12 protein-coding genes are annotated in these 14,882 nt (G+C 41.8%); 3 read left to right on the forward strand and 9 right to left on the reverse strand.

Annotated features, from left to right (window positions below):
- Positions 1-59: 59 nt before the first annotated feature.
- A complete protein-coding gene (cls, locus tag LI162_RS11275) occupies positions 60-1,535 on the reverse strand; it encodes a cardiolipin synthase (RefSeq protein WP_227156662.1) in 1,476 nt (491 codons plus the stop codon).
- Positions 1,536-1,824: 289 nt separating this feature from the next.
- Between cls and LI162_RS11280 the strand changes: the two genes are divergently transcribed.
- Complete coding sequence (locus LI162_RS11280) at positions 1,825-2,268, forward strand: hypothetical protein (protein WP_117825962.1); 444 nt, start codon at positions 1,825-1,827, stop codon at positions 2,266-2,268.
- Between the two features lie 50 nt (positions 2,269-2,318).
- Here LI162_RS11280 and LI162_RS11285 read toward each other — a convergent pair whose 3' ends face one another.
- The 7 genes from LI162_RS11285 to LI162_RS11315 all read right to left on the reverse strand — a co-directional run bounded on the left by LI162_RS11285 (position 2,319) and on the right by LI162_RS11315 (position 11,406).
- A complete protein-coding gene (locus LI162_RS11285; RefSeq protein WP_227156666.1) occupies positions 2,319-3,722 on the reverse strand; it encodes an alanine/glycine:cation symporter family protein in 1,404 nt (467 codons plus the stop codon).
- A gap of 74 nt (positions 3,723-3,796) precedes the next feature.
- Entirely contained in the window at positions 3,797-4,270 is a 474-nt protein-coding gene (locus tag LI162_RS11290; RefSeq protein WP_015529383.1) for a DUF1934 domain-containing protein, read from the reverse strand.
- Between the two features lie 103 nt (positions 4,271-4,373).
- Complete coding sequence (gene murI, locus LI162_RS11295; RefSeq protein WP_015529384.1) at positions 4,374-5,195, reverse strand: glutamate racemase; 822 nt, start codon at positions 5,193-5,195, stop codon at positions 4,374-4,376.
- A gap of 192 nt (positions 5,196-5,387) precedes the next feature.
- Positions 5,388-6,407 (reverse strand): 6-phosphofructokinase, encoded by a 1,020-nt coding sequence (gene pfkA, locus LI162_RS11300; RefSeq protein ID WP_015529385.1) that lies wholly within the window; start codon positions 6,405-6,407, stop codon positions 5,388-5,390.
- 91 nt (positions 6,408-6,498) lie between these two features.
- Entirely contained in the window at positions 6,499-9,972 is a 3,474-nt protein-coding gene (locus LI162_RS11305; protein ID WP_015529386.1) for a DNA polymerase III subunit alpha, read from the reverse strand.
- 117 nt (positions 9,973-10,089) lie between these two features.
- Positions 10,090-10,332, reverse strand: coding sequence for a hypothetical protein (locus tag LI162_RS11310; protein WP_015529387.1), 243 nt, complete (start codon positions 10,330-10,332; stop codon positions 10,090-10,092).
- 252 nt (positions 10,333-10,584) lie between these two features.
- Complete coding sequence (locus LI162_RS11315; protein ID WP_020436798.1) at positions 10,585-11,406, reverse strand: CvfB family protein; 822 nt, start codon at positions 11,404-11,406, stop codon at positions 10,585-10,587.
- Between the two features lie 248 nt (positions 11,407-11,654).
- Between LI162_RS11315 and LI162_RS11320 the strand changes: the two genes are divergently transcribed.
- Complete coding sequence (locus tag LI162_RS11320; RefSeq protein WP_020436797.1) at positions 11,655-13,106, forward strand: nicotinate phosphoribosyltransferase; 1,452 nt, start codon at positions 11,655-11,657, stop codon at positions 13,104-13,106.
- A 38-nt stretch (positions 13,107-13,144) separates the two neighbouring features.
- The gene (locus LI162_RS11325; RefSeq protein ID WP_226866313.1) at positions 13,145-13,957 is read left to right on the forward strand and encodes a Cof-type HAD-IIB family hydrolase; all 813 of its coding nucleotides are present in this window, start codon (positions 13,145-13,147) and stop codon (positions 13,955-13,957) included.
- Here LI162_RS11325 and LI162_RS11330 read toward each other — a convergent pair.
- Complete coding sequence (locus tag LI162_RS11330) at positions 13,896-14,846, reverse strand: DMT family transporter (protein ID WP_117499313.1); 951 nt, start codon at positions 14,844-14,846, stop codon at positions 13,896-13,898. The genes LI162_RS11325 and LI162_RS11330 overlap by 62 nt on opposite strands.
- Positions 14,847-14,882 lie beyond the last annotated feature (36 nt).

Raw genomic sequence — 14,882 nt, forward strand, 5'->3', positions numbered from 1 at the left:
TTTCCTGTTTCTCCTCTTTTATCTTTTATAATCTCTTATTTATTTTTTTGTCTTATCCACTATAAAAGTGGTGACAGTAATCTGGAAAACTGTTCCTTGAACCGGATCAGTAAATTCCTCTCCTCATATATCTTTCGTGTCACTTGCGTACTCATTGTCATATCATTCTCAAAAGCTCTTTCCAACCTCTGCACTGTACGCTCACTATAGATTGTTGCATTCACTTCAAAATTCAGGCCAAAACTTCGGATGTCCATATTCGCTGTACCTACACAGGCAACCATGCCATCTACTGATAATGTCTTTGCGTGAAGGAATCCATTATTATAGACATAACATTTTGCGCCTGCTGCAACCATCTCCCCAATATAAGAATACGTTGCCCAGTAAACGAATGGATGATCTGGTTTGCATGGGATCATAATTCTGACATCTACCCCGGATCTGCTTGCAATCTTCAACGCATCCAGAATGGACGCATCCGGTATGAAATACGGTGTCTGTATATAGACATGATTTCTTGCACTGTGGATCAGATGAAGATAATTGTCATGGATTGTCTTCGTCTGTGAATCCGGTCCACTTGAGATAATCTGTACCGGATCAAATCCATGCCTGTCATACTGCGGAATCTCAAACAAATGATCTTCCAAAAACAAGTTCTCATGAGCTGCATAATTCCAATCCAGGACAAACCTCACTGCAAGAGATGTGACCGCTGCACCTTCAATACACAAATGTGTATCTCTCCAATAACCAAACTTTTCGTCTTTTCCAATATATTCCCTGCCTACATTGAAACCACCAACAAAGCCAACCTTTCCATCAATCACGACAATCTTTCTGTGATTTCGATAATTCACACGCATCTGAAGCTGTCCCAGAATCGCCGGGAAGAATTCTGCGACCCGAATCCCTTCGCGTTTCAGCCTGTCCCAATCTCTTTTGTGCATGGTACGACATCCCATACTGTCAAACAAAACTCTGACTTCTACACCTTCATGTGCTTTCTCGATCAATACCTTCTCTATATCCTGCCACACTTCATCATTCCTGATAATATAATACTGTACATGGATATATTTCTTCGCACGTTTCATTTCCTCGATCAGTGCATGAAACTTCTCTTTACCATCTGTATAAATACGGATATCATTATTATCTGTCAGAACTGCCTGTCCGGCCTCCAGATTATAAAGCACAAGATCCCGGAACCGGTTAAGTGCCGGACTCGTCATCTTCAGCTGCCTGTGATAAATGGTTTCCTCCTGCCTTCGCACAGCGTATTTCAGTTCACCTTCAATCTCCTTTGCCTTAAACATCTTATTCTTGTGATAATCCTGACCTATGATCAGATACAGGATAAATCCGACAATCGGAATAAAATAAAGCAAAAGCAACCAGGTCCATACTGCCTGCGGTGATCTTCTTTCAAAGAATACAATAATCAGAGATAAAAGAATATTAATGATAACGATATTCTTCATAATAAAATGAAAAACCATCATCACTGTGTTCCATATTGTCTCTGCCATTCAACTCTCCCTTTCTCTTAATCAACGTGAAAATATTATTGCTCACTATACCCCATCACATTCTTCGGACAGCGCGTTACTGTTCACACGATGTGCGACCAGCAACGCCAGCGCTGCTATCTTTCTGCAAACAATAATAAACCATCATAATACATAGTATACTCGGTTTACGTCTTAAAAGTAACCCCAAATTGTAAAATTGTCCCCTGTCTGCTTGCACTTTGTAATAAAGAATGTTACAATATTAAATGCGAATTAAGCGGAAAATAGTATATAGGAGGGTTTTATCGTGAGTACACCTATGATAATCATGCTCATCGTCCTCGTAGTTCTCATCGGGGTTTGCGTAGCACTCTATTTCTTCGGAAAGAAAGCGCAGAAGAAGCAGGCTGAACAGCAGCAGCAGATGGACGCAGTTGCGCAGACCGTCAGCATGCTCATTATTGATAAAAAGAAGATGAAGCTAAAAGATGCAGGACTCCCGGCCGTTGTTCTTGAGAATACACCAAAGTATTTAAGACGTTCTAAAGTACCGGTTGTAAAAGCAAAGGTTGGACCAAAGGTTATGACTCTGATGTGTGATGCAAAGGTTTTCGAAGTTCTTCCGGTGAAGAAAGAAGCGAAAGTCGTTGTAAGTGGTATCTATATCACAGGCATTAAGAGTGTCCGCGGTGGTCTTGATATTCCAGAGAAAAAGAAGAAAAAAGGATTTTTCTCAAAGAAAGAAAAATAAAAACACCATTAAAATAAGTTCAGTCAAACAATTCGACTGAACTTATTTTTTTAATTCTTTTTCTTTTGTTCTTTTCTCACTGCCTCATATTTCTTCAGCTCACCCAAAGCCTGACCACCCATCAGATACAGGATCACTGTATTGAATACCGTCATCAGCCCAATCCCGACATCGCCCAGATCCCATACAAATGTGTACGCTGCGATTCCTCCGATGAATAACATCACAAGTGCGAGCACTTTATATGCTGTCTGGGATGCCCAGTTGTCTCCAAACAGATAAGCCACATTACTTCTTGCATAAAACAGAATTCCAAGAAATGTAGAAAAACTGAACAGGAACAGCATCACTGCGATAAAAATCACCCCTGCTTCTCCAAGATGATATCTCATCGCTGTCTGAAGCAGTTCCATTCCTGCAAGTCCCTCAATCTGATCCTGTGGAACAAGCAACATGATCATCGCTGTACAGCTGCAGATTACAATTGTGTCGATAAATACGCCCAATGCCTGAACAAGTCCTGCCTTTACCGGGAGATCACACTCTGCCGCAGCCGCTGCACATGGAGCAGATCCTGAACCAGCTTCATTTGAGAACAATCCTCTCTTCACTCCATTCATCAAAACAGCTCCAAAACCACCTGCTGCCACCTGACGGACTCCAAATGCTTCCTCAAAAATACGTGAGAACACACCCGGTATGCTAGACAGATTCGTAAGGATCAAAAATACTGTGATCAGGAAATAACACACTGCCATAATCGGAACAACAACATCCAGAACCTTTACTGTTGCATTCTTTCGAAGCACGATCACTGCTGCCAGAACCACCAAAATCACAGTTGTATAAATCGGTGGGATAGAAAATGCATTTTCAAACGAAGACGTCACTGAATTACTGATCACCTGGCTAATACCACACCAACAGATTAATCCTGAAATTGCAAATAATACCGCGATCACTGAATATCTCTTTTTCTTTCCTTGATGTTCTTCCATGTAGTGATGGATATAATATGCCGGACCTCCGCGATATCCTCCATACAACGGATCTTTTTCTTTATGAAGCTGTGCAAGTGTTGCCTCAACAAATGCTGTGGAAGAACCGATCAGTGCCGTAATCCACATCCAGAACACTGCTCCAGCTCCACCGGCCGAAATAGCTGCAACAACACCTACCAGATTCCCCATTCCCACACGGGTTGCTGTTGATACAATCAGTGTCTGAAAATTAGACAACCCATCCTCTTTCCCTTTTTTACTATTCAACGATCTTACCATCTCCGGGAAAAGACGGATTGGAAGAAATCTTGTACGGATTGTGAAATAAATTCCTGTTGGAATCAACAGAATAATCAGAAGTGATATTCCCACACTTCCGCCGCCTGGAAGCGGTATCTGAAACAGATCGCCCCATAAAAACGAATATACTTTCTCGATCAGTGTTATTACCATCATCTTATCCTCTCATTCTTATCTTTTTCATTTTTCCGCCTGCTTATCCAAAAATGCCCCGGCGTTCTTGTATCTTAACTAAGCACTGAAAACTTTCCACTGTCCTTGGAAACAATATTCATCCGTATCTTACAGTCTGCCATCGGTTCATGATTTACGTCCAATTCATAATCAATCTGGACCGCTATCTTATCTTCTTCAAAATCAACCTGAAGATGTCTCGTATTCACTCCGATCAGCATCTGTCCATAAGGCGTCTTATAAAATGTCTGATTCTTTTTATTTTTCTCAAAGATCATATGAGAGTTTGAAAGACCGCTTTTCACGATCTCTACACATTCATCTCCGTTAATCTTAATTCTGTTCTTGATCACTCCGGAAGTTCCTTCTACAACTTCCTCGTAGACAATATAATGTTTTCCGTTCTTCAAATAATATGTTGCTGGTGTCACAACTTCGATTGCTTCGTTCTCATCTTCTACCTCCGGAGTGACCGCCACAATCTCCTCATGCATTCCGGAAATACTTACCAATACATCTTTTGTCATAAATGAATTCTCCATAGAAAAGAATCAGGAAAATTTCGTTCCGTCAGTCTTTCCGCAACCAACGTACAAGCACGAAATAACTTTCCTGATTCAAAATTACTAATTAATACTCTTCAATATTTACTACATTCGTTGTCGGAACATCAAATGGCATCACTGTATTCGCAAACTTCCTGAACTTCTCAGCCGCATCGCTGACATAGAAGGAATACTCACTATGATGTTCTGTCGTCTCATCATTCGCCATCTCTTCCTCTTCCAACAGACGTTTCAGATCCATCGCTGTCTCATATGCAGGATTCACAATCTGAATCTTATCCCCCATGTATTCTCTGATCTTAGATCTGAGAAGCGGATAATGCGTACATCCAAGGATCATCGCATCAATATCTGTATTGCGCATGGATTCGAGATAATACTCAATAATCTCTCTTGTCACAATATGTTCTTTGAATCCCTCTTCCACTAACGGTACGAAAAGAGGACAGGCTTTCTCGATCACTTCAATCTTAGGATTCATTCCCTGAATCACTTTCGTATACATTCCACTCTGAACCGTTGCTTCAGTACCTACCACACCGACTTTTCCATTCGTTGTAGCTTCTACTGCTGCTCTCGCTCCCGGAATGACTACTCCAATGATCGGAAGGTCAAACTCATCCTTCACTGCATCCAATGCAAGCGCACTCGCCGTATTACATGCGATCACAATTGCTTTCACCTGTTTCGTCCTCAGGAAACGGATAATCTGTTCTGAAAAACGAATGATCGTGTTTTGTGATTTACTACCGTATGGAACACGCGCCGTATCCCCAAAATAAACAATGTTCTCATACGGCAATTGTCTTGATATCTCTCTCGCTACAGTCAGTCCTCCGACTCCTGAATCAAACACCCCGATCGGTGCCATCTTTTTATTCTTCATGTCCGTCAAAGTTCTCCCCTTAATCTATCCTTATCAGTTATTTTTATCTTATCGCAGATACACAATTCAGCCATGTAACCTTCTTACAAAGGCTGCATGGCTGAATGTTATATTTCATTACCAGTCATCTGGTAACCATTGCTATTCTATTATAATAACTCAAAGTGATATTTGCAATGCTATTTCACATTTTTACAGAGCAAGAGTCTTCGCTACATCGTACTGATATGCCGGAATTGTCTTCTTCATAGCAAGTGCTTCTTCAATGTCAAAATCAATAAACTGTCCGTTCTTGTATCCTACGACACGGTTTGTCTTTCCCTGGCAAAGAAGGTCAACTGCCATAGCTCCCATTGTAGAAGCATATACTCTGTCTTTACATGTCGGGCTTCCACCACGCTGCATGTGTCCGAGGATTGTTGCTCTTGTCTCAATTCCTGTAGCAGCCTCGATTCTCTTTGCCATATTGATAGAATCTCCAACACCCTCTGCATTGATGATAATGTAGTTCTTCTTACCACGTTTCTTGTTCGCAAGAATATCTTCGATCAGTGCTTTCTCATCATAGTCCTTTTCCTCCGGCATGAGAATCTTCTCTGCTCCATTGGCGATACCACACCACAGTGCAAGATATCCTGCATCACGTCCCATAACCTCGATCACACTGCATCTCTCATGAGATGTAGATGTATCACGAACCTTATCGATTGCTTCCATTGCTGTATTAACAGCTGTATCAAATCCGATTGTGTAGTCTGTACATGCGATATCAAGGTCGATTGTTCCTGGAATACCAATTGTATTTACACCAAGGTTTGCCAGTTTCTGAGCTCCTGCGAAAGAACCGTCTCCACCGATTACTACCAGTCCGTCGATTCCGTACTTCTTACAGATCGCAGCTGCCTTCTGCTGACCTTCTTCTGTACGCATTGTCTTACAACGGGCTGTCTGGAGAACTGTACCACCACGCTCAATGATATCAGACACATCACGTGCTGACATATCAATGATTTCTTCTTTCAGAAGTCCATGATAACCTCTGCGGATTCCGCGAACCTTAAGTCCTTTTGCAAGTGCACGTCTTACTACCGCACGGATTGCTGCGTTCATTCCCGGAGCATCTCCTCCACTTGTCAGAACACCGATTGTACGGATACTGTCTTCGATTTCATCAAGATATTTTTCTTTGTCGACTGTTTTATTTTCTGCCATGTTTTAGTCCACCCTTTCTCTGAAATGTCTGATTACTGCCAAAACCAATCATTGTCAATTTTTTATCAACTCCGCCAATATTCTACCTTATTTAGAATATGTTTTCAATAGGTTTTTCCACTACTTTTACTCTCTTCTCGCCGAAATGATTCATCAATCTGCTTAAAATTTGTTCATTTATACCGATATTCCTATTTTTCGGCAGTTTTTTCACCGCACGTTCCTTCGCACAGTAGATCATAACTTCATCATCTCCGTCTGAATCTGCCAGATATCCATAGACAATCTGTTCCTCATCCAGAAATGTCGCCTTATCAGGAAACTGAATCCACAATTCCTTTTTCGTCCGTTCAAATGGGATAATTTTCTCACAGATCATCTTACTCGGCTTATCATCTTCTTCCGAAACTCTTCCGCGAACAAATACCTTACTATCTACTTCCAGATAATCTCTGTTCTTCTCATAATCTCGCGGGAACACAACAACCTCTACCGTTCCCAAAAGATCTTCTACCGTAATAAATGCCATCATCTGATTCGTCTTTGTGTGCTTTATGGTCTTCTCTGTGATCATTCCACCAATAATTTCTTTCGCCCCATCATGCACTTTTGTATGACCGGTCTCTTCATCCAGCTGAAAGTCCGCCGTTGTCGCAGAAATGGATTTCTTCCACTTCTCCTCATACGCCTCAAGCGGATGTCCGCTGACATAGATTCCAAGTACTTCTTTTTCAAATGCGAGAAGTGTTTCTTTGGAGTATTCTCCCACATCAGGCATCCTGATCTGAAATTCTTCTTTCTGATCTTCACTCACCAGATCAAACAATGTCATCTGTCCAACCATAGAGTTCTTTTTCTCCTGGGTTACATGATCTACGATCTGTACATAGATACTCATGAACTGTTTTCTTGTTCCGCCAAGCGTATCCAATGCCCCCGCCTTGATCAGATTTTCTATCGTACGTTTATTTAATATGTTCTTTGCTGAAAGACGGGTAATGAAATCTTCCAGGTTCTGGAACAACCCAAGCTCTTCTCTGTCTTCCACGATTGCTTTGATCACCGGTCTTCCGATACTTTTGATTGCAGCAAGTCCATAACGGATATCCCCGCCATCTACAGAGAAGTTTGCTTCACCTTTATTAATATCCGGCGGCAGGATCTTAATATTCATCTGACGACATGCATAAATATACTCAGATACCTTAGACGGATTATCAATGACTGATGTCATAAGCGCTGCCATATATTCTACCGGGAAATAATATTTCAGCCATGCAGTCTGATAAGAAACCACTGCATATGCAGCCGCATGAGACTTATTGAACGCATATTTTGCAAAATCGATCATTTCATCATAAATCTTATTTGCAGTCTGTTCATCAATTCCATTCTTTATACATCCTGGTACGCCTGTCTCCTCATCACCATAAATAAAGATCTTACGTTCTTTCTCCATGACTGCCGCCTTTTTCTTTGACATCGCACGACGCAGAAGGTCGCTTCGTCCAAGTGAGTATCCTGCAAGATCTCGTACAATCTGCATAACCTGCTCCTGATAGACAATACATCCATAAGTAGGGGCAAGGATCGGCTCCAGTTGTGGGCAATCATATGTAATAGAAGAACTGTCATTCTTTCCTCGGATATACTGCGGAATGAAATCCATCGGACCAGGACGATACAGCGAAATTCCGGCAATAACATCTTCCAGGTTATGCGGCTTCAGTTCCTTCATGAACCCTTTCATTCCGGCACTCTCAAGCTGGAACACACCATCTGTCTTACCTGTTCCGATATAATCCAGCACCTTTTGATCATTGTAATCTATCTGATTGATATTCAGTTCCGGCTGCTTTCTTCTTGCAAGCAGCACTGCATTCTGTATCACAGTCAATGTACGAAGGCCCAGGAAATCCATTTTCAGAAGTCCAAGTTCTTCAAGTGTTGTCATGATAAACTGCGTTGTGATTGTTCCGTCTGCTGCCCTCGAAAGAGGTACATACTCATCAACCGGCTTCTGACAGATAACAACACCGGCGGCATGCATGGAGCAGTGTCTCGGTAGTCCTTCCAAACGCTTCGCCATATCGATCAGATTTGTCACCGTCTCATCTGTATCATATAACTTTTTCAGATCCGGATTCATTTTCAGAGCTTTATCAATTGTGATTCCAAGCTCCTGCGGAATCATTTTGGAAATAGAATCAACATAAGCATATGGCAGATCCATTACACGTCCAACATCACGGATCACACCTCGTGCTGCCAGGGTACCGAATGTAACGATCTGAGCCACACAGTCTTTTCCATATTTTCTTGTAACGTAATCAATAACCTCCTGACGTCTCTCATAACAGAAGTCAACGTCGATATCGGGCATAGACACACGTTCCGGATTCAGGAAACGTTCAAACAGCAACTGATAACGGATTGGATCGATTGTCGTGATCTCAAGGCAATAGGACACGATACTTCCTGCAGCGGATCCACGTCCCGGCCCAACTGAGATTCCGTGATCTTTTGCGTATTTAATAAAATCCCACACGATCAGGAAATAGTCTACATAGCCCATCTGATGGATTGTTTCCAATTCATAAGACAAACGCTCTTTCAATTCTTCCGAAGGATCACCGTAACGCTTTTCCAATCCTTCATAGCAAAGCTTCTGCAGATATTCCCAGGAAGTATAACCATCCGGCACATCATATTTCGGAAGTTTTGTTACACCAAATTCAATCTCGACATGACATCGATCCGCAATCTTCTGTGTATTCTCCAACGCCTGTTTCGCATAAGGGAACAGACGTAGCATCTCTTCTTCTGACTTCACATAATACTGCCCGCCGTCATACCGCATACGATTCTCATCTGAAAGCTTCTTTCCGGTCTGAATACAAAGTAGAATATCATGTGGCTTCGCATCTTCTGCATATGTATAATGAATATCATTCGTAGCAACCAGCTCAATTCCTGTCTCTTCAGACATTTTGAATAGCTGTTGATTGACAAGTCCCTGCTCCGGTATTCCATGATCCTGCAACTCCAGGAAGAAATTCCCTTCGCCGAAAATTTCCTGATACTCTAAGGCTGTCTTCTTCGCCTCTTCATATAATCCCTTCGTCAGGAATCTTGCCACCTCACCTGCCAGGCAGGCACTTAAAGCAATGATACCTTTATGGTACTTGCGCAGAAGTTCCTTATCCACTCGCGGTTTATAGTAATAACCTTCCACAAATCCCTTCGAAACAATCTTCGTCAGATTCGCATATCCTTCCTCATTTTCTGCCAGAAGCACAAGATGATAATATCTGTCATCTCCTCCTGTGATCTCGCGATCAAAACGAGAATTCGGAGCCACATACACTTCACATCCAAGGATTGGATTGATTCCCTGCTTCTTGGCTTCCCGATAGAAATCGATCACACCATACATAACACCGTGATCTGTAATTGCCGCACTGTTCATCCCAAGTTCTTTGACCCTGGACACGTATTCTTTTATCTTATTCGATCCATCCAGCAGACTAAATTCTGTATGGACATGCAAATGTGCAAAACTCATAGTTCACCTCAATGATCAAATTTTAACTAAGAAAAGGGAAGGCTCTGACTTGATACACAGGTCAGAATCCCTTCCCTTCATTTTACACTCTTTATGGAAATTTTAAAATGTTAAATCTTATTTATTTCCACCATCTATCATAAACTGGATCAGCTTATCTGTATCTTCTTTCTCGTAAGCGATAACTTCCAGCTCCGGAATCTCTCCGTTAGAGAAAATGTTAGCCATAGATACATACTGGGAAAGTTTAGACTTCAGGTTCAGTCTGTCTCCCTCACCTGTTACTAACTCTACTCTTCCTTTACAAGAATCTACTACCTTAAAAAATCCTTCAACATCTGTAATATTCTGAACTTTCATTCTAAATACCCCTTTCTTTTAACAATTTAATTATAACTTTACTTCCTAAATTCATCTGGGAATGATATTACCTATCATTTTCTCATTCCTAATGTTATTATAACGCATTTAAAGCATATTACAAGTAGGAAGAATCACTATTTTTCTCATTTTCAGCATATAAAATCTCACACTTTTTTCTATTTGAAACAACACTTCCTACAAGTCATAGTCACTTTCTCTAACACATAACGGTTCGTTTGCAGATTGCTTTTACAAACTATAAATACCGTCCTCTTTGATTACGATTTTCTTCTGTTTCAAGAGTCTTCCAACTGCACGTTTGAACGCAGCTTTACTCATTCCCATCTCTGCTTTGATGCGCTCCGGATCTGCTTTATCTGTGAATGGAAGTTTACCCCCACAAGTCTCAATGCATTCCAGGATCAATTCTGCATCTTTGTCCATCTGCTCCGGGATCTTGCCACGGACACTCAGATCCAGTTTTCCATCCTCTTTAACTGCTGCCACACGTGCTTCAATCTCCTGTCCCGGATACATTCTTCCATACATCTCTCTCTTCGGAATCAATGCAGAATACAGATTATCTACTGCCACGAAAGCTCCCAGATCACGATTCACCTCATAAACTGTTCCGGTTACAATATCATCCTTTTTATAAGGAGAGTCTGTCTGCAGAAGATGATAGATCTTCATTGTCGCACAAAGTCTCTCGCTCTTATCTACATAAAGACTTACCAGACAGCGGTCGCCCTTCTCTACCTTCTCTGTCTGTTCCTTAAATGGAAGGAACAGGTCCTTCTCAAGTCCCCAGTCAAGAAAAGCACCCATTCTGCCCACATCTGCTACTGTCAGGACAGCCAGCTGTCCAAGAGTGATCTTTGGCTCATTCGTTGTTGCGATCATACGATCGGAAGAATCTTTATAGAGGAATACCTCGATCGGATCTCCCAGTTCGATTCCGTCCGGAACCTGTTTCTTTGGAAGAAGAACACGCTCCTCGTCACTTCCAAGATATACTCCAAAATCTACCAGCTTTACTACCGTAAGTACCTGTTTTACTCCTAATCTCATCTTTTCTCCATTCTGCCGCTGGCTTACGCGGCCCATTTTTTAATATGTTTTCTATACCTTAAGGTATTTTCTATGCTGTTGTCAATCGAATCTCATCAATTTCTTTGATTCTTTATTTGATATTTTTTTAACATATTCTTTCTATGAATTGATTTACCTTTCTGAATTATGTATAATTACTTCAATGTGAGAGCAATCTTTCTGCCTACAGCCTGTCTGAGGCAGTATTTTTAAGAGAGGATATTAGTATGAGTGCACAAAATCTTACTTTATTGACAGACCTGTATGAGCTTACTATGATGCAGGGATATTTTGAAACACAGGAAAATCAGACTGTTGTATTCGATGTTTTCTTCCGTGACAATCCGAACAAAGGCGGATATTCCGTCATGGCAGGACTGGATCAGGTCATTGACTATATTAAAAATCTGAATTTTTCTTATGAAGATGTTGATTATTTAAGAGGGCTCGGATTGTTCAGTGAGGATTTTCTTCATTATCTGAGCGGATTTCATTTTAGCGGAGACATTTATGCGATCCCTGAGGGAAGCGTCATCTTCCCAAGAGAACCGCTTCTGAAAGTCGTAGCTCCGATTATGGAGGCTCAGCTTGTTGAGACAGCAATTCTTACAATTCTGAATCATCAGTGTCTGATCGCTACGAAAGCTTCCCGTGTTGTTTATGCGGCACAAGGAGACGGTATCATGGAGTTCGGACTTCGACGCGCCCAGGGACCGGATGCGGGACTGTACGGAGCAAGAGCTGCTGTGATCGGTGGATGCGTCGGAACTTCCAATGTACTCGCCGGCGAAATGTTTGATGTACCGGTTATGGGAACGCATGCACACAGTTGGATCATGACTTTCAAAGATGAATATACTGCATTTAAAGAATATGCAAGATTGTATCCTGATGCATGTACACTGCTTGTCGATACTTATGACACATTGAAATCCGGTGTTCCGAATGCGATCCGTGTTTTTACCGAGATGCGCGAAGCAGGCATCAAACCGAAGAGCTACGGTATCCGCCTTGACTCCGGTGATCTCGCTTATCTTTCTAAAAAGGCGCGTAAGATGCTGGATGACGCCGGATTCCAGGATGCTGTCATTGCCGCTTCCAACGACCTGGATGAATTTCTGATCCACGATCTCAAGATGCAGGGCGCTGCAATTTCTTCCTGGGGCGTCGGAACAAACCTTATTACATCAAAAGACTGCCCGTCCTTTGGCGGTGTTTATAAACTGGCCGCTATTCAAAACGCAGATGGAGAATTCCAGCCGAAGATCAAGATTTCTGAGAATATTGAGAAGATCACTAATCCGGGAAATAAAACCATTTATCGTATTTACGATAAAGAAACCGGTATGCTGCGCGCTGATCTGATCTGCTTCGCTGATGAAACATTTAACACAGAGGAAGAAGATCTGCTTCTCTTTGACCCGAATGCAACATGGAAGAAAACACTTCTTCCGGGTGGAACCTACACAATGCGTGAACTGCTTGTCCCAATCTTCCAGCATGGAGAATGTAAGTATGAGTCCCCATCTGTAAAGGAGATTGCAGAATTCTGTCGTCAGGAAAAAAAGACGCTTTGGGATGAGACAAAACGTCTCTTCAATCCACATAAGGTATATGTGGATCTTTCCCAAAAACTGTACGATACAAAAACCAAGCTGCTGAATGAAGCACATCATTAATTACTGTCACTATATAACGAAATGGAGTTTTAATTATTATGAAATACCAAGTGATTGTACTTGATCTAGACGGTACACTGACCAATTCAAAAAAAGAAATAACGCCCCCTACAAGGGACGCTCTGATTGAAATTCAACAGAATGGAAAAAAAGTAGTCCTCGCCAGCGGTCGCCCGATCAACGGTGTCGCACCTCTGGCAGAGGAATTATATCTAAAAGAATACGGTGGATTCATGCTCTCCTTTAACGGTGCGAGAATCACCCGCTGTTCTGACAATGCAATTATTTATAATAAGGTTATCCCACAGGAAGCCATCCGTCCGATTTACGAGGCGGTAAAAGAATATCCTGGATTGGACCTTATCTCTTATACGGATAAAGTAATCCTCTCCGGTATTAAAAGTAATGAATACACTGAGAAAGAAGCCGCCATCAACAGCATGGAGATCTGTCCGGTTGAGGACTTCCCTGCCGCACTTGATTGCCCGGTCAATAAAATGCTTATCCCAGGTGAACCTTCCATCCTGGAAGACCTGATGCCGAAGCTGCAGAAACAATACCACGGACTGCTCAACATCTACCGTTCTGAGCCATTCTTCTTAGAGATCATGCCTCAGAATATCGATAAAGCACACTCTCTGCAGAAGCTTCTGAACAGTATCGGTCTCACTGCCGATTCCATGATCTGCTGCGGCGACGGCTTCAATGATCTGTCCATGATCGAATATGCCGGTCTTGGTGTAGCAATGGGGAATGCCCAGCCGGTCGTCAAAGAATCTGCTGACTTTATCACAAAGTCGAATGATGAGGACGGGATTCTTCACGTTGTAAATCTTTACATGAGAGATTAGGCCTTCTCTCCGGAAGCTGCGCAAGAATCACAGCCGCAAATACAAGGGCACATCCAAAAAGTTCCCTTGGAGACAAGGTTTCTCCAAGAATCACCCAGCCTGCAAGTACTGAAAATACAGACTCAAGACTTAACAGCAGAGATGCAACTGTCGGGTCTGTATTTTTTTGTGCAACAATCTGCAAAGTATATCCTACCCCACAAGACATGATTCCTGCATAAGCAATTGGCTTCCATGCCTGCAATATAGAATAAATTTCCGGGTGCTCAAATAAAATTGTCGGTATCATACATAAGATTCCACAAACAAAAAACTGAATACAGGACATCTTCACTCCGTCTGCCTTTGGTGAAAAATGATCGATCACAAGAATATGGAATGAAAAAGCAACAGAACCCAGTAAAATATAAAAATCTCCTTTTGCAATGGATAATCCTGATGTCATACACAGAAAATACATTCCGATCACTGCAAGTACCACACCAATCCATACTTTAATTCCGGCCTTTTTGCCAACGGCCAGCCCCAGGATTGGAACAATCAGAATATATAATGCCGTGATAAATCCTGCTTTTCCCGCCGTTGTATATTGTATCCCGATCTGTTGCAAGGAACTTCCCAGCATAAGGAAAAATCCACAACAAATACCACCGATGATAAGTGTTTTCTTATTTTGTATAACTTCTTTTCCTTGTGATATCTCCTCCTTTCTCTTCTTATCCAATACATAAATCACCGGAATCAATACGATTCCACCAAGTATACTTCTGGCACTGTTAAATGTGAATGGACCGATGTAGTCCATCCCAGCACTTTGTGCAACAAATGCTGCGCCCCAAATAAGCGCGATTATCAGAAGTATTAAATTGTTTACATACCTCTTTTTCAATTTTTTTACCTCTTTTTCAATTTTTAGCCACTCTTT

Source organism: Mediterraneibacter sp. 210702-DFI.3.120, assembly GCF_020561005.1.
Classification (GTDB): domain Bacteria; phylum Bacillota; class Clostridia; order Lachnospirales; family Lachnospiraceae; genus Mediterraneibacter; species Mediterraneibacter faecis.